Source organism: Nostoc linckia z4, assembly GCF_002608075.1.
GTDB classification, from domain to species: domain Bacteria; phylum Cyanobacteriota; class Cyanobacteriia; order Cyanobacteriales; family Nostocaceae; genus Nostoc; species Nostoc linckia.
The window spans coordinates 38,031-53,112 of sequence record NZ_LAHA01000035.1 but is presented as its reverse complement, the minus strand read 5'-3'; the positions used below and the strand labels follow the sequence as shown (position 1 = coordinate 53,112).

General features: G+C 39.5%; 14 protein-coding genes and 3 tRNA genes. 9 read left to right on the top strand and 8 right to left on the bottom strand.

Going from position 1 to position 15,082, the window contains the following annotated elements; translation table 11 throughout:
- The first annotated feature begins 275 nt into the window (after window positions 1-275).
- Window positions 276-1,463 (top strand): calcium-binding protein, encoded by a 1,188-nt coding sequence (locus VF06_RS24140; protein WP_099068227.1) that lies wholly within the window; start codon window positions 276-278, stop codon window positions 1,461-1,463.
- Window positions 1,464-1,536: 73 nt separating this feature from the next.
- On the opposite strand, the gene VF06_RS24135 is transcribed toward VF06_RS24140, so the two are convergent.
- Window positions 1,537-1,962 carry a hypothetical protein gene (locus VF06_RS24135; protein WP_099068226.1) on the bottom strand — a complete coding sequence of 142 codons (426 nt, stop codon included), beginning with the start codon at window positions 1,960-1,962 and terminating at the stop codon, window positions 1,537-1,539.
- 475 nt (window positions 1,963-2,437) lie between these two features.
- Here VF06_RS24135 and VF06_RS24130 point away from each other — a divergent pair, with 475 nt between their 5' ends.
- Window positions 2,438-2,947 carry a DUF6653 family protein gene (locus VF06_RS24130; protein ID WP_099068225.1) on the top strand — a complete coding sequence of 170 codons (510 nt, stop codon included), beginning with the start codon at window positions 2,438-2,440 and terminating at the stop codon, window positions 2,945-2,947.
- Between the two features lie 187 nt (window positions 2,948-3,134).
- Here VF06_RS24130 and VF06_RS24125 read toward each other — a convergent pair whose 3' ends face one another.
- On the bottom strand, window positions 3,135-3,785 hold the full coding sequence (locus VF06_RS24125) for a TraX family protein (protein WP_099068224.1): 651 nt from the start codon (window positions 3,783-3,785) through the stop codon (window positions 3,135-3,137).
- 568 nt (window positions 3,786-4,353) lie between these two features.
- Window positions 4,354-4,518 (bottom strand): hypothetical protein, encoded by a 165-nt coding sequence (locus VF06_RS41200; protein WP_180267383.1) that lies wholly within the window; start codon window positions 4,516-4,518, stop codon window positions 4,354-4,356.
- Between the two features lie 23 nt (window positions 4,519-4,541).
- Here VF06_RS41200 and VF06_RS24115 point away from each other — a divergent pair, with 23 nt between their 5' ends.
- The 6 genes from VF06_RS24115 to VF06_RS24090 all read left to right on the top strand — a co-directional run bounded on the left by VF06_RS24115 (window position 4,542) and on the right by VF06_RS24090 (window position 9,420).
- Window positions 4,542-5,120: an Alr1449 family protein gene (locus tag VF06_RS24115; protein WP_099068222.1), complete on the top strand. Its 579-nt coding sequence runs from the start codon at window positions 4,542-4,544 to the stop codon at window positions 5,118-5,120.
- A 419-nt stretch (window positions 5,121-5,539) separates the two neighbouring features.
- Window positions 5,540-5,615 (top strand) — tRNA-Met (locus VF06_RS24110).
- A gap of 1 nt (window position 5,616) precedes the next feature.
- A tRNA-Met gene (locus VF06_RS24105) sits at window positions 5,617-5,692 on the top strand.
- 382 nt (window positions 5,693-6,074) lie between these two features.
- Complete coding sequence (locus VF06_RS24100) at window positions 6,075-7,127, top strand: reverse transcriptase family protein (protein WP_244918149.1); 1,053 nt, start codon at window positions 6,075-6,077, stop codon at window positions 7,125-7,127.
- Window positions 7,128-7,297: 170 nt separating this feature from the next.
- Window positions 7,298-7,373 (top strand) — tRNA-Ile (locus VF06_RS24095).
- Window positions 7,374-7,893: 520 nt separating this feature from the next.
- Window positions 7,894-9,420, top strand: coding sequence for an SPFH domain-containing protein (locus VF06_RS24090; RefSeq protein ID WP_180267382.1), 1,527 nt, complete (start codon window positions 7,894-7,896; stop codon window positions 9,418-9,420).
- A gap of 124 nt (window positions 9,421-9,544) precedes the next feature.
- Here VF06_RS24090 and VF06_RS24085 read toward each other — a convergent pair whose 3' ends face one another.
- Both VF06_RS24085 and VF06_RS24080 read right to left on the bottom strand, forming a co-directional pair.
- A complete protein-coding gene (locus VF06_RS24085; protein ID WP_099068219.1) occupies window positions 9,545-10,987 on the bottom strand; it encodes a class I SAM-dependent methyltransferase in 1,443 nt (480 codons plus the stop codon).
- The gene (locus VF06_RS24080; RefSeq protein WP_099068218.1) at window positions 10,984-11,646 is read right to left on the bottom strand and encodes a type II restriction-modification system restriction endonuclease; all 663 of its coding nucleotides are present in this window, start codon (window positions 11,644-11,646) and stop codon (window positions 10,984-10,986) included. Before VF06_RS24080 ends, VF06_RS24085 begins: the two co-directional genes overlap by 4 nt.
- Window positions 11,647-11,736: 90 nt before the next feature.
- Between VF06_RS24080 and VF06_RS24075 the strand changes: the two genes are divergently transcribed.
- Window positions 11,737-12,069, top strand: a complete 333-nt coding sequence (locus tag VF06_RS24075) for an immunity protein TriTu family protein (protein ID WP_099068217.1) — start codon at window positions 11,737-11,739, stop codon at window positions 12,067-12,069.
- A gap of 283 nt (window positions 12,070-12,352) precedes the next feature.
- Here the strand turns inward: VF06_RS24075 and nifD are convergent, their stop codons facing one another.
- The 3 genes from nifD to VF06_RS24060 all read right to left on the bottom strand — a co-directional run bounded on the left by nifD (window position 12,353) and on the right by VF06_RS24060 (window position 15,076).
- Entirely contained in the window at window positions 12,353-13,807 is a 1,455-nt protein-coding gene (gene nifD, locus VF06_RS24070; protein ID WP_244918148.1) for a nitrogenase molybdenum-iron protein alpha chain, read from the bottom strand.
- A gap of 161 nt (window positions 13,808-13,968) precedes the next feature.
- Entirely contained in the window at window positions 13,969-14,862 is an 894-nt protein-coding gene (gene nifH / locus VF06_RS24065) for a nitrogenase iron protein (RefSeq protein WP_099068216.1), read from the bottom strand.
- Window positions 14,855-15,076: a hypothetical protein gene (locus VF06_RS24060; RefSeq protein ID WP_099068215.1), complete on the bottom strand. Its 222-nt coding sequence runs from the start codon at window positions 15,074-15,076 to the stop codon at window positions 14,855-14,857. Before VF06_RS24060 ends, nifH begins: the two co-directional genes overlap by 8 nt.
- Window positions 15,077-15,082: the final 6 nt, after the last annotated feature.

The window sequence follows — 15,082 nt, the reverse complement described above, 5'->3', positions numbered from 1 at the left end:
AATGTCTAGATAGTCACCTTGAGTTAAAATTTTGGTTCCATAGCAGTCCGATTTGATTAATGAACCGATCTGTATAGGCAGGCAAGAGGCAATAGGGTTATAAAAGATTAAAAGTGAACAGGGAATAGGGAAATTTCCTGAAAAATCTGATATTTAGCGCAGCCCGATCAACAAACGGTATCAGAAAAATTCTGGTAAATTTACCGGATTTTATCTAATTATTGAGAATAATGGCTCATCTACATAAATTTGCGCTTCATTAATCTGTATTTTGTATGACAAACCAAATTTTTCGCGGTATTACCTATGCTCAACAATTGATTCAAGATACTAATCAAAGAATTAACGGCACTAACAATTCAGACTGGTTTGTTGTTGAAGGTAACAATAATATCCTGAGTACGCGAGATGGCAATGATGTTATTTTATTAAGCAGAAAAGTAGACTTAACATTGAATTTTGAAAGTAGCATTTTTAGTGGTGAGATTTTACAAACTAGCTCCTTACCTTGCCAAACCAATGATTTTGAGGCAATTGTTTATACTGGCGCAGGAGATGATTACGTCAGTTTAGGAGCAGGTAATCACAGAATTCGTTTAGGCAGTGGAAACAACTTTTTAGATGATTATGGTGGAAATTATCTGCTCGATGCTGATAATCATATCATTGGCTTAGCAGCAATTCCTAAATTAGTTGCCTCGGCAGGAGCGGGAGACGATGTTTTTTCTTTAAGTGGATTTGCCAACCGAACAATTGATGCTGGAAAAGGCAACAACTTAATTTTTTTAGGAGCCGGAGATGCCAGAATTAGAACAGGCTCAGGAAATGACGTAATCACCAGTGAAGTTTCAATATTGACTTATATATTTGATAGCGGTTCGCCATCTTACGATCAAAGCATTATCGCTGGAGATGGTGACAATCAAATTGCTGTTGTTCCCTATGGTGAAACTACAATTAGAACAGGCGATGGTCAAGATTTTATTGTTGCTGTTGGTATTCCCGGCTTAAGTTCTACCAAAATTTATGCAGGTGATGGCAACGATACAATTATTACCAATGATACTAATAGCATGATTCAATCTGGTTCTGGTGATAATTTAATTTTTGCCGGTTCCGGTGATGATACTATCCGAGTGGGAAGTGGTAATAATGTCATCAATCTCAAAGGCGGAACGGTTTGTTTACCGCAACCTTTAAGTCAAGATACAAAGCTGTTTGATTCATCTGTAGAGGTAAAAGGCGGGGGGAATGATAACGTTTATTTGGGTGAAGGAACAGATACAGTAATTTTGGGAAGCAGTGGTTTTGCTATTATCTATAATTTTACTTGCAGCGATCGCTTAAATGTCAGTGGCTTAAACGCCAGCTTCACCCACATCGGCAATGACACACTAATTAATTCATGTGGTGCTTCTTTGGGAATTCTCAAAGGATACACAGGTTCAGTGGATTTGGTGTAATATCAAAATCCTTGTAGAGACGTTGCATTGCAACCTCTCTACATCTAGATTCATACAGCTAATAGCCCACATCCTAACTTGTTGTTGCTGTTTCTTTTCCATTCTTGCTCTGTACGCTAGCAACAAATGACGATTCATCAGCCTTGAAAGTTGGCGACTCGCCTCGGAGTCCCTTACGACGCTGGTTTTTAGGAACTCCTCCCGCCATCCCGTACTCTACACTGCTTTTGCCATATCGAGTCCCAACTGCCATCAGCATGTGTTCTGTCATATCTCCCAACTCGTTTTCTGTTTCCAGCATTTCACGGTACAATTTATCCAAGCTAGAAAGCGCACTGTTATAGGCATTTTCTCTAGTCCGCATCTTTTCAATCAGGCTTGAGAAAGCAGGTAAGGTGAGTCCATTGCCTAAATCTAAATTTGAAGCAATTGAGTTTATACCAGCTGCACGACGCACTGCTTTTTCTAAGACTACGGAAGTTCTTTTTCTACGAGCCATAATCTACACCTTGTAATTAAGTACGGTTAATATTCTTTACCTTAAAAAATTCCGTATAGATCGGCTTGAGAGAATTCCGGCAAATCTGCAATAACTTTTGCTACAAGGGCGATATTTGTCATGAATGCGCGAACTACTGAAAAAAGAAAGCAAACTGGGGTTTGAGAAAGTCAAAGTTGATTTTACTTGCGGAAAACACCAAAATGAGAAAGCAAACTGGGGTTTGAGAAAGTCAAAGCTGATTTTACTTGCGGAAAACACCAAAATGAGAAAGTAAACTGGGGTTTGAGAAAGTCAAAGCTGATTTTGCTTGCGGAAAACACCAAAATGAGAAAGTAAACTGGGGTTTGAGAAAGTCAAAGCTGCTTTTGCTAACTAAATTTAGGTTTATCTATATTCTTGCAATGTAATGACCAGTTACGATAGTCGTGAGGTAGGCGATCGTAAGCTTTGAATTCAAATTAAGATTAATTCTATGACTCTTGAAAAAAAGATAGCAGCAGCCTTTAGCATGAGCGATGATGCTTGGTTACGTCATGCTAACCCTTGGAGTGGATGGACGCGTTTTATTACTGTCTTACCACTGCTAATTTTTGCAGCATGGAGCCGTGTTTGGTTCGGTTGGTGGTCACTCATTCCTGTTACCATCGCCATTGTTTGGATATGGTTGAACCCGCGCATCTTTCCTAAGCCACAATCAACCGACCATTGGATTTCTAGAGGTGTTCTTGGCGAACGAGTTTGGTTAAATCGCGATCGAATTCCTGTTCCCCACCACCACCATCACGTGCCTAATATTCTCAATGGTATCTCTGCTTTTGGTGGAATTTTAGTCATTTGGGGCTTAATCGAACTCAACAGCTGGATTACTCTATTGGGTTATACTTTAGTTACACTCGGTAAACTTTGGTTCATCGATCGCATGGTCTGGCTTTACAACGATATGAAAGATGTAAATCAAGAATATCAAAGCTGGCTTTATTGATGTGGCATCAAAAATAAGTGTATGAGGTTCTCAAAAGGGTGCAACGCAGGTTAATAATATTACAAATTTGAGAATGATTAAAATCTCTTGGCGTCTCCTTGTCTCCGTATCCCCGCGTCACCCTAAATGATAAGTATTTCAAAGGACATGATTTAATTTAGGCGATCGCACCAATCAAATCCTCAATCTACCTGGATTGTATTAAATAATAAATTATACCTAAAATTATTAAATGAGCCGGGTAAAATAAATAAAACCATCTAGCTCGCGAACCTTGTTTACCATTGAATTGAAACACAATCAATCCTGAAAAAACTGCAAAACTTTGATATAAATATCCTCTAGATATCACTACTAAAATGAAGTTAAATATACACCAGTAAAGCAACCATACTTTCGGCTTTAGTTTGTCTGTTAAAGACATTAATAAAATTACCCCAATTCCATAGGCTCCATACTCAAAATCCCAGATTTCACTCACCACTGCACACAATCCAATAATTATTAATTTCTGCCATAATTGAGAACAACGATTGACTAAACGCAACATCCCCAGCCCAAGCAGAAGCGTAAAAAGAATATTAAGTGAGAAGCTCCGAAAAACAAAAGTGTAGATTGGTTGAGATATAATTGCTGTGATTAATAGTCTACTTCCATAGCGGTAGATATTTTGGGTGTGTTTTTCGCCTTCAGCCAACAACCATGCAAAAAGAGGAAAACTCAATCGCCCAATTAAATGCAAAATTATCAACTGTGGTATTAGCAAATAACACACATGATCCATAACCATGAATACTGCTGCTAAAATTTTAATCCTGAAAGCTGAAAATTTAATCACAACACTGAGATTTCCTTAATTTGGGAATATCAAATCTCTCAAAGATTCTTTCTTTAATATAATAGTTATTCCAATTCCTCGGAAATTTCTTTTGGGAAAACTATTTATATAGGAATTCGATTTGATTGATGAAAAAATCTAAGTATGTGTAGTGGCGTAGCAAGCCTTAAATATTGTATTGAAGAAGAATTCAGAAGTCAGAATTCAGGAGTCAGAATTCAGGAGTCAGAATAAATCAGTCGGGGATTCAGACTTGCGACTGATTAAAGACCACCAAATTGAAAATTTGGTGGGGGTCTTAAACCCGATTATTCAGACGCCAGTCATACAGAATACCTAACTGAATTCTGACGACTGACTCCTGAATTCTGTTTGATAAAATTTCTTATGGATAAATTCTTTAACCCGCCCCGGACGGGCGAGACGCCCATCCCACAAGAATCAAGCTAATGCATAACTTTAGCCTTGCCACGCCAGTAGAGTGTGTTACGGCTGTGTAGGAATTTGAGGGTTTGAGAAACCCCTATAATGCTTGTGCTGCGCCAAGGACAGCAGGCAAATAAATTTTTTAAATAAAACCAGATTTCCGTAGCAATTTGATAACATTAACAAAAAGGGCGATGTCTGTCTTTAAGAGTTTAGATGCCTGCGGTAAACCCAAAGCATCTGCGGCGTAAGCTGTTACTAAAACAACTTTTCCCTGTGACAGACTGTTCGGTGATGCCCTCTTCACCAAAGATCCCAAAAACACTATTTATGGCAAAGCGTAAAAAAAGCAATCTCCAGTGGATTAAAGAAACGCTTGAATTAAAACCCGATCATCGCTGGGAATCTCCATCGGGCTACAAAATATTTGTTGCTAATCGTGGGGCTGTTCGCTTCAATGTCCCTCAAGATTGGGTTTTTGAGCCACAAGAAAAATCTTTCAAATTCGTCGATAAAAAACCACCCAACGATGATTGCTGTCTAGAAGTATCTTTTAATCAATTACCTCCCCACGATTGGAGTCAGTTTCCACTTAAATCTACCTTGAGGAAAATTGTAGAAGACGACAGTCGCAATCCCATTGAAAAGGGAGAAATTATCACCGTTAAGCGCCAAACCGCTAAAATTGTTTGGACAGAAATTAAGTTTATTGACACACAAGAAGAACCACGGGAAGCTTTTTCGCGGATTTGCATTGGTTTGGGGTCAAATGTTCAGTGCTTGATTACATTCGATTTTTGGGCAGATCAAGCAGAACAATTAATACCCGTTTGGGATGAAGCAATCCGTAGTCTCACACTAGGGTTGTATATTCGCGACCCTATGACTGGTTTAGCTTTTCCGGACTGAAGTTTTTAAAGTAATTCGTAATTGACTGAGAGGTTATTCATAAAGCGAAAATAAAATTAATGTAGTGCCGTGACAAGACTAAAATCGAGCATTAGTAAACTCTTGTGGGGTGGGCATCCTGCCCGCCCGGACGGGTGAGGACACCCATCCCACAATAAAATCTATTGCAATATTTAGGGCTTGCCATGCTACTACTTAAGATTTACTTTATAAATGGTCTCTGAGGACTTAAGTACTCACTACAAAATGATATAAGTCCTGTGACTGGTACTTAATCTCCATACCCCAATCTGATTGTGCTAAATTTGAAGCGGAATAGTAAGAAAGTTACAAAGCTATGGTTCGGGTTCTGTGTGCCTGACTGGTGCGCCTACCTATGGTATGGGCGTATGTCGCCGAGTACTTGAAACTATACCATCGTTTGATTAGCTCAGTTGGCAGAGCGATCGACTCATAATCGATGTGTCGCAGGTTCGAGTCCTGTATCAAACACCAAAGGAAGTTAGCTCAATTGGAAGAGCGATCGACTCATAATCGATTTGTTGTAGGTTCGATTCTTACACTTTCTGCCAAAAACCCTGTCCGGGTTAAAAGACACTACCCTTTTAAGGTAGCCAATATGGTACGAATCCCAAAAGATTCGAGACTCTCATTTTCTCAACTCTGCGGTGCAAGTGTTTTGCTGTCGCTCATCACTCCCAAGGTGATGTTTGATGGCTACAGTCAAGGAGCCAGCGCAATTGTATTTCTCCTTAACTTGAGTATGTCCCTTCGTTTTCCACAATCGATTTCTCTAAGGAGATTTTGAATTGGCAAATAGAACGGTGTATTTGAGCGCAGTTATCTTTTTCCACCAGGGGAAAGTGACAGCAATCTTAATCCAGTTCTGGAGAAACTTTTGCCCGCACCTCAACTGTAAACACTTGCATTAGCAGAGTCCAAAAATCTTTTGCTATGATGTACGCCACAAATTTAACCACCACCCCGCTAGCAATTGAGGGTAATTCAGCAGTATTGCGATCGCATGGTTTAGCTGAATATCATTCTGCCGCAGAAATAGCCTGTGCAATGGGGATAAACCCAGGACAACTGCGTTTTTTGACATCTAGTTTTCCTGGTTCTGAAGTTAAACATTACGTCCATTTCAAAATTTCAAAAAAGACTGGTGGAGAAAGACTAATTTCTGCACCCAAACCCCATCTTAAGGCTGCTCAAAGGTGGATTTTAGAAAATATTTTAGAAAAATTAGAAGTTCATCATGCAGCACATGGTTTTTGTAAAAATCGTTCCATAGTCACCAACGCTCAACCTCATGTTGGTGCTGATGTCATAGTTCACATTGATTTACAAAACTTTTTTCAATCAATTACCTACAAACGTGTCAAAGAATTATTTTCTGGGTGTGGTTATTCAGGAATTGCAGCGAATATTTTTGCACTGATCTGTACTACTTCGGAAATAGAAATACATGAACAAGCTCACAATATTAGTATAGAAAATCGTCACTTACCTCAAGGTTCGCCTACCAGTCCTGTTATTTCAAATTTAATTTGCTATCATCTCGATCGGCGGATGGTAAAAATGGCTGAAAATCTGGAATTTTCCTATACACGCTATGCTGATGATTTAACATTTTCTGCTTCTGGACAGGCATCGGAGAGAAGATATAAGTTAATTAAAAATGCGAAATTAATTATTAATAGTGAAGGTTTTACTGTTAATTCTCATAAAACCAATATTTTAGGTAAATCTGTGCAACAACAAGTAACAGGTGTTGTTGTAAATACACAATTAAATATATCTAAAAAGACATTAAAAGCTTTTCGTGCAACTTTATATCAAATCGAACAAGAAGGCTTGTCAGGCAAACATTGGGGCAATTCACCTAATATAATTGCTGCAATTACTGGGTTTGCAAATTATGTAGCAATGATTAACCCCAACAAAGGTGCAGAACTGCGATCGCGTGTGGAACGCATCAAAGAAAAATATGAATCGCAAGAATAGCCGATAATTCCTCGATTTCCCCGTTCCCTTGTAATATTTTTTTCCTGTGCTAAATTTGAAGCGAGATAGCGACAAAGCCACAAAGCTATAGTTTGGGTTCTGTATACCCGACTGGTGCGCCAACCTCTGGTAATAGCGTATACCGCTTAATGCTTCCAACTATTTCACCATGAAAGTTAGCTCATTTGGTAGAGCGATCGGTGTATCGCCGATTCATTATAGGTTCGATTCCTATACTTTCAGCCAAAAAACCCCTGCCCTGGGTACGGGCACCTTGTTAGGGACAAGGCAGTGTCACAGCTAGATGTATTGGGCGATTCAAAAAAACCCAGTGAAAAAACTTTTTGTTTTTTGTACTCTGTCATGCAGGTGTTCGTAACAGTAAAGGAGCCAGCGCAACTGTAATCTCTCCCCAACTTGAGTATGTACCTTCGTTTTCCTATATCTGCTTTGACTTCGGAAATTCTAGATTGGCAAAGCGATCGGCATATTTGAGCGCGGTTCTGTTTTTCTAGATTGCCTTTGAGCCGTCTATTAAAACTAACAGCAATCTTAATCCAGTTCTGGAGAAGCTTTTGCCCGCATCCCAAACTATAAACACCTGCGCCGGCAGAGTAAAATGTAATATAATACTACAAAACCTCAAACAAATCCTTCAACCTTTATTTATAGGTTTGTCAACTCCAGAATTATAGGTGGTATTTAGTTTCCAGCGAGGTTATAAATGTTTTGATTAAATCTGGTCAAATTATCTATGCAAATTACTATGTGGAAAACATTTTATATAAAACCTAACGAAATCGGTATTTTATATCACCGCAGCGACTTCCAGAAAATTTTACAGCCTGGTACACATACTTATTTTGGTCGTCATTGGCAAGTAAAAACTTATGACCTCAACCAGCCACAAGCTCAAATTGAAAACCTGGAGCTGTTGTTGCGAAATCATCAGACTGAACTGCAACAACATTTACTGATTATCAGAACCGCATACAACCAAGCCGCTTTAGTACGCTACGGCCAGAATTGGGTAAGCGTTGCACCAAATCAATTGGTAGCTTTTTGGCGTGGTTTTATTGAGGTAGAATCTTATGTCTTCAACTTAGAAGAAAGTTTAGAATTGCCTAGTTCTTTTGTGCAGCAACTACGTAAAATCAGCTTGAATGGAGTGAAAAAGTTCCAAATTTCGGAGTATGAGATTGGTTTACTGTATGTACAAAATGATTTTGTGCGACCTCTAGAACCTGGAGAATATGCTTTTTGGTCAGTGGATCGGGATGTTACAGTACGGACTCTTAGCCGAATTGTTCCTAACCCAGACTTTCCTCTAGAAGATGTTCTAATTGAAAAACATCCAGATTTTATTGCTGCTTACTGCCAAACAGTACAATTACTGAATTGGCAAGTTGCAATTGTGCGGTATCGAGGTAAAGCGATTTCTATTTTACCACCCACAAGTCGCAAGCTGTTTTGGCAAGGTGTTGAGGTGGAAATTATCGACATCAGCACTGATGCTCAGTTAGAGCCTCGCTTAGTTGCTGAGTTGGTTGAAGGTTCGGCAGAAGTGAAATTGCTCAGTCGCAACTGTTTGCATACATGCCAAGTACCCGCACAGCACACCGGACTACTGTATATTAATCAAGAGTTTCAAGGACAGCGATCGCCAGGTATACACGCTTGGTGGTTATTTGGACGCTCCTTTCAAACCGAAACCATCGACTTGAGACTGCAAAACATGGAAGTATCAGGTCAAGATATCCTTTCTAAGGATAAAGTACCTCTGCGGTTAAATTTGACAGCTGGCTTCCGCATCCTCGATCCCTTGAGAGCAAAAAGCGGCTTGTCAGATATTGCCGGCTTCTTATACAAAGAATTACAATTTGCATTGCGTGGTGCGATCGGCGAACGCAACTTAGATGCCTTATTAGAAGATAAAGGTGCAATTGACACAAGCATATCTGAATATATCCGCCAAAAAACCGCCGACTATGGAATCGAAGTAGATTCTGTAGGCGTCAAAGATATTATCTTACCCGGCGAGATTAAGACAATCTTGAGCAAAGTAGTCGAAGCCGAAAAAGCTGCTCAAGCAAACGTAGTCAGACGCAGAGAAGAAACCGCCGCCACCCGCAGTATGTTAAACACTGCCAAAGTGATGGAAGATAACCCTGTAGCTTTGCGTCTCAAGGAACTCGAAGTTTTAGAACGCATTGCAGAGAAAATCGATCGCATTCAAGTTAACGGCAGTTTGGATAATATTTTGACAGACTTGATTCGGATTAACGGGCAGTGATTTAGCGATTGATGGCGATCGTACACCGTGAGAATGCAGCAATTTCTCAGTTGCGATCGCCTTTATCTATGTTCTCGAAGCCACCCTTTCTTACCCGATGATTTCATCTAATTTTGTTAGATAATCAAATTAATACTTCTGCCAAAGCTGCCAAGTTTAATTTATTTAAAATACTAGACTTGATTGGGCGCTTTTCATCCCAAAAAATTAGAGACGAATAAAATTCTTTTGCTATTGAAGAAGTCAAAAGTTCAAAAGTTTTATATGCAATTTTCTCATCATCAAAGCTAATAAAGTAAACTGTATCATCAAAAACAGTAGGTTTTTCTTCTATCTTACCTATCAATCTAAAGTCCAATTTTTTGTAAAGTCCACAAATTGCAATTTTCCAAGGTGCAAAAGTATACGAACCTACACCAAAAATAGAAAATCGAGGGTTATTTTGATAAATCTTACTTTTTCTTTTGTCGAGGTATTGTGAATATGCTTCTAGATAGTTCCAAGTTTTAGGAGCGTAATTTTTAATATGTTCGATAGATTCACCCACAAATCTTTGAGTTACTAAAACATATCTATCAGTAACCTTTGTTTTATTTTGAGCAACATAGGAACCTTTAAGCAAAGGAAACAGATATGTTTCTTCAATACCAACAGCTTCTCCCAATCCATTAATCAGAGTGTTGTTAATTTTGCGAAACTCCATCACACTGGCGCAATCATGCTTAATACCAGAGCGCCATTTTATTTTTGATTTTTTATCGTATAGATTTTGTAGTTTTTCAAATGTAATAATATCTCTGACAAGTACATTATTCCAATAACCTATTCGATAATAATTAGAAGTTTCAAGGCTACTGAATACATCACAGAAATAATTTTTGGAATTTGACTCAAATCTACATAACAGTAAACACGCGTCAACAGTAGCATCAAAATATTTTTTTGTATCTATTTTGTAAGTTGCACAGTAAGCAAGATGTAATTTTTGAGAACTAATATACGTTAATATTTTCCTAGCAACAGAACTCTTACATAAAATCGCTAGATAACCTTCACGCTTTTGTAGCCATTGCACAACTTGAATTAACATCCATTCAGATATATCAAAATTACTCTTACCTGTAATTGCATCTAAACCAGAATAGTTTTGGAAATTACTCTTATTTGGTAAATTCTTTCCATCAATGCTACCTTGCTGCGAGTTTGTTACCCAAGGTAAATTACCAATTACTAATATTTGATGATTTGATTTTTCTATAATTGATGACCAATCAAATTTAAAAAAATTTCCATATATAATTTCAATTCTTTTATGATTAACAAATTTAGCTTTTGTTTGAGCTTGATTTAAATAATCGGGATTGATTTCAACTCCAAAAATTTTATTTACTGATTGAAATGAATCTAAAGCTGCTTCAATAAAATTACCAACTCCACACGTTGGCTCAACTATAATATCTGGTGTTATGCCGAGTGCAACTAGCTTTTTACATACTTTATTAGCTAATTCTAATGGTGTCTGGAAATCTCCGTACTCTATCTTTGTTTTATGTGCAGTATGAGTCATTGATTAATTTTGTAAACAGGAATTATACCATCTTCTTGACCAGCACGTTCTATTACTCTTCCATACTGGAGTCGCCATTGCAAAGCGTTGGAAATAGTCAGAAAACCCTGTACCGGTGGATTGCTCATAATTTCATCGGCAATGTTGCTTGCCTCAATTTCATCAACGGGTAAATTGCGATCGAGCATGAAGGCAATTAAATCATCTTTATTACCTTCGTTTGCTATGATATTGCGAATTGCACGAGTCATCTGAAAATCTGCGGTTCTTTCGGCGCTTACATAAATAGTATGCAAAATATTTAGGGTTGCTGTGCGGTTCGTACTATTGTCTGTTTTATCGTAGACGAAAATCAGCAGCGAATACCCAAGCCCAAATATCTTTTGACGTGCAGATTTGAAAGGACATGATGATTGTGGTTGTCGAATGCTTGTTACCTTCACATCTACAAGTAACCCTGGAAAGTCAATACTGCTTGCAGAATTACCCTCTACAAATTCATATCGCTGTTTGAGATAAAGTCTAAATTTTTGTTCCAAGTATGTCCCGACAGCCTTACCATCAGTCACACCATATAGCAAAGGTTCTGGATGTAAAGACTCGGTTGCTGAAAATATAGCAGCTTCGGAGCATAGAGTTTCTACGATCAAAATTGTCATGGATAAAGTAAAAATTGGTGTAAAGTATCATATTCTAACTTGAAGCTACTAATGTATAGTCACAGCAAATGAAAACTTCTATAATCATAAATGAGTATCAATCCACTAACAAAACTAATCTCAGAACGAGGTTTTGACAGATTTCAATCAGGATTAAAGTCACGTTTTGCTGCTTATCAGCTGAAATACACGCTGACCTACTGTCAACCTAGTGATAATTCAGCTATGTGTCTTGATTTTGAGAGTTTATTACATCTTGGTAGAGTAACAGTTTGGGAGTCAGGAGCTTGTGTAATGGAAATTATTGAAATATCTACAAGTAACAATGTCTTTCTTGAAACTCACCAATTCAATAACGAAAAGGAATTTTTTCAGGCACTTCCAAAATTAGTGATTTTTATGCGTGATGCATTGCGAGTTTAAGTTAGACCAGCATATAGTATTACCTTACACTTTAGAAAAATTCAGAATTTTTGCATTCTTATTTGCGTCTTTGTGCTACACAAAAAAATTTAGCCATTTAATCTAAAAAATCGTCATCTAAAATAGTCTTTTATTTAACAGTTTTTCTTGGAGCAAAATGCTTTTCAAATCTAAAAACCAGATTACATAAGAGTTATACTGTCTGAAGTATTAAAACAGATTGTTAATGAATAAGCTTGTAATTTGGATTTAGGCTAGAAATAGGCTCTTTTTTCTCCGATAGCTAAAAAAATATTGATTTAATTGACTTGTAAGTGCGTTGGCGAAGCCCGCCGTTCGCGGTAGCGTCTCTGAAAGAGAAGGCATCGCTAGGTTCGGAGTAATCCCAGGAGTGCATTTGACGGAAGGGTAGACCCATCTTTTGGAAGACGTACTTCTCTTTCACACCAGAAGCAATTAAGTCTGGCTTGAGTGCTTTTACAAATTCCTCGAATTCATAAGCAGTTACGTCATCGTAAACGATGGTGCCGTTTTCGATGTAGTGGGTGGTACGTTTGTAGTCGTCGTTGTGAGCGAACTCATAACCTGTACCGACCATCTTCATACCCAAATCTTGGAAAGCGGGTACAACGTGGCGAGGACGCAAACCACCAACCATCATCGCAACGGTCTTACCTTCCAAACGGGGGCGATACTTGTTAACGATCGCATCCATTGTGGGCTGATACTTAGCGATGATCTTCTCAGCGTTTTCTTGGATCTTGGAGTCAAATTTAGAAGCGATTTCCCGTAAGGATTCAGCAATCTTGGTGGGGCCGAAGAAATTGTACTCCAACCAGGGTATACCATAAGCTTCTTCCATGTGACGGCTGATGTAGTTCATCGAACGGTAGCAGTGAATCAAGTTCATCTTCACGTTCGGTGTCATCAACATTTCGTTGATTGTACCATCACCAGACCACTGAGCAACTACGCGCAAGCCCAGTTCTTCTAACAGAATCCGGCTAGCCCAAGCATCACCACCGATGTTGTAGTCACCGATGATTGCTACGTCGTAAGGAGTAGACTCGAATTGTAATTTGCCTTCTTTTTTCTCTTTGTCGGCTCTGGTGAACACCCAGTCACGCACCATGTCGTTAGCGATGTGGTGACCCAAGGACTGAGAAACACCGCGGAAACCTTCGCAACGAACGGGAACAACTGGCTTGCCAATTTCTTTGGATGTGTTCCGAGCTACTGCTTCGATGTCATCCCCGATTAGACCGATGGGACATTCAGATTGAATGGAAACACCACGGTTGAGAGGGAAAAGAACTTCCAATTCTTGGATGAGTTTGGTGAGTTTTTTGTCACCACCGAAAACGATATCCCGTTCTTGGAAGTCAGAGGTGAAGTGCATGGTACCAAAGGTGTCTACACCTGTAGTACCAATGTAGTAGTTACGACGACCAGACCAAGACCAGTAACCGCAACCTACAGGCCCGTGGCTGATGTGGATCATGTCCTTAATAGGGCCCCAAACCACACCTTTTGAACCGGCGTAAGCACAACCACGAGCGGTCATTACACCAGGAAGAGATTTGATGTTAGATTTAACGCCGCAATCGCTCTTACCTTCTTCGTATACGTTTAGGTGCTTTTCCCGTTTTTTAGCTGCTTTTTCGGGATAAGCGCTTAGTACTTCCTTAATTAGTTCTTTTCTTTCTTCGATGATGTTTTGATTTTCTGGAGGAGTCATTTTTGCCTCTCTAGCTCCTAAGGAACGGGGATAGGAAGGGGAACTTCGTCCCCTGTGGGGTTGGGGACTTGCAGTCCCCTTGGGGGATACAGGTAATCGGTAGAAACAAGGTAAAAGGTAAATTATGCAATTGTTTCCTTTCCCTTTTCCTACATCAGAGTTTACTTAACAGGTGCTTCAGCAGCAGTTTTACCGATGATGTCTGCGTGCTTGGTATCGTCATCAAGAATACCGAATTCAACCAACAATGCTTCTAGCTCATCCATTTCGATTGGTGTGGGGATTGTGAGCTTGTCGTTGTTGATGATCTTCTTAGCTAGGGCGCGGTATTCGTTACCTTGTGCGCTGTCGGGTGCGTATTCGTTAACAGTCATCCGGCGTAATTCTGCGTGTTGAACGATGTTGTCGCGGGGTACGAAGTGAATCATTTGAGTGTTCAAACGTTCAGCCAAAGTTTCGATCAATTCGATTTCCCGGTCAACTTTACGGCTGTTACAAATCAAACCACCCAAACGCACGCCGCCGGAGTGAGCATATTTCAAAATACCACGAGCGATGTTGTTAGCAGCGTACATCGCCATCATTTCACCAGATGTAACGATGTAGATTTCTTGTGCTTTACCTTCACGGATAGGCATAGCAAAACCACCGCACACAACGTCACCCAATACGTCGTAAGATACGAAGTCTAGGTCTTGGTAAGCACCAGCTTCTTCCAAGAAGTTAATGGCGGTGATGATACCACGACCGGCGCAACCTACACCTGGTTCTGGGCCACCAGACTCCACGCACTTAACACCACGGAAACCGGTGAGCATTACTTCTTCGAGTTCTAAATCTTCTACTGCACCACGTTCAGCAGCTAGGTGAAGAACTGTGGTTTGAGCTTTACTGTGGAGCATCAAACGGGTAGAGTCAGCTTTGGGGTCGCAACCTACAATCATGATGCGCTGACCCATTTCTGCCATAGCTGCGAGGGTGTTTTGGGAGGTGGTAGATTTACCGATACCACCTTTACCGTAGAAAGCTATTTGTCTAATGTTATCGTCAGTCATTGTTCTTGTTTTCCTGCAATTGGTTGGTTGGTGGGTCTTTTTTGTTTGAGGATCTCACGCCTGTCGGAGCTATGGCTGTGAGGGTTTGTAGAACATCGCCGGTGGCGATCGCTCCACAGTAAAAACATAAATAAGTAACTGCATATACTTCCTCGTTAAATTTGTTTTCTTTTGGACAGGCAATTTTAGATTTTGGATTTTGGATTAATTCCACTGAAAA

What these genes read in the sequence shown, in the direction of transcription:
- VF06_RS24140 (WP_099068227.1), top strand. Translation starts at nt 276, where the DNA reads ATGACAAACCAAATTTTTCGCGGTATTACCTATGCTCAACAATTGATT.
- VF06_RS24135 (WP_099068226.1), bottom strand. Translation starts at nt 1,962, where the DNA reads ATGGCTCGTAGAAAAAGAACTTCCGTAGTCTTAGAAAAAGCAGTGCGT.
- VF06_RS24130 (WP_099068225.1), top strand. Translation starts at nt 2,438, where the DNA reads ATGACTCTTGAAAAAAAGATAGCAGCAGCCTTTAGCATGAGCGATGAT.
- VF06_RS24115 (WP_099068222.1), top strand. Translation starts at nt 4,542, where the DNA reads ATGGCAAAGCGTAAAAAAAGCAATCTCCAGTGGATTAAAGAAACGCTT.
- VF06_RS24100 (WP_244918149.1), top strand. Translation starts at nt 6,075, where the DNA reads ATGATGTACGCCACAAATTTAACCACCACCCCGCTAGCAATTGAGGGT.
- VF06_RS24090 (WP_180267382.1), top strand. Translation starts at nt 7,894, where the DNA reads ATGTGGAAAACATTTTATATAAAACCTAACGAAATCGGTATTTTATAT.
- VF06_RS24085 (WP_099068219.1), bottom strand. Translation starts at nt 10,987, where the DNA reads ATGACTCATACTGCACATAAAACAAAGATAGAGTACGGAGATTTCCAG.
- VF06_RS24080 (WP_099068218.1), bottom strand. Translation starts at nt 11,646, where the DNA reads ATGACAATTTTGATCGTAGAAACTCTATGCTCCGAAGCTGCTATATTT.
- VF06_RS24075 (WP_099068217.1), top strand. Translation starts at nt 11,737, where the DNA reads ATGAGTATCAATCCACTAACAAAACTAATCTCAGAACGAGGTTTTGAC.
- nifD (WP_244918148.1), bottom strand. Translation starts at nt 13,807, where the DNA reads ATGACTCCTCCAGAAAATCAAAACATCATCGAAGAAAGAAAAGAACTA.
- nifH (WP_099068216.1), bottom strand. Translation starts at nt 14,862, where the DNA reads ATGACTGACGATAACATTAGACAAATAGCTTTCTACGGTAAAGGTGGT.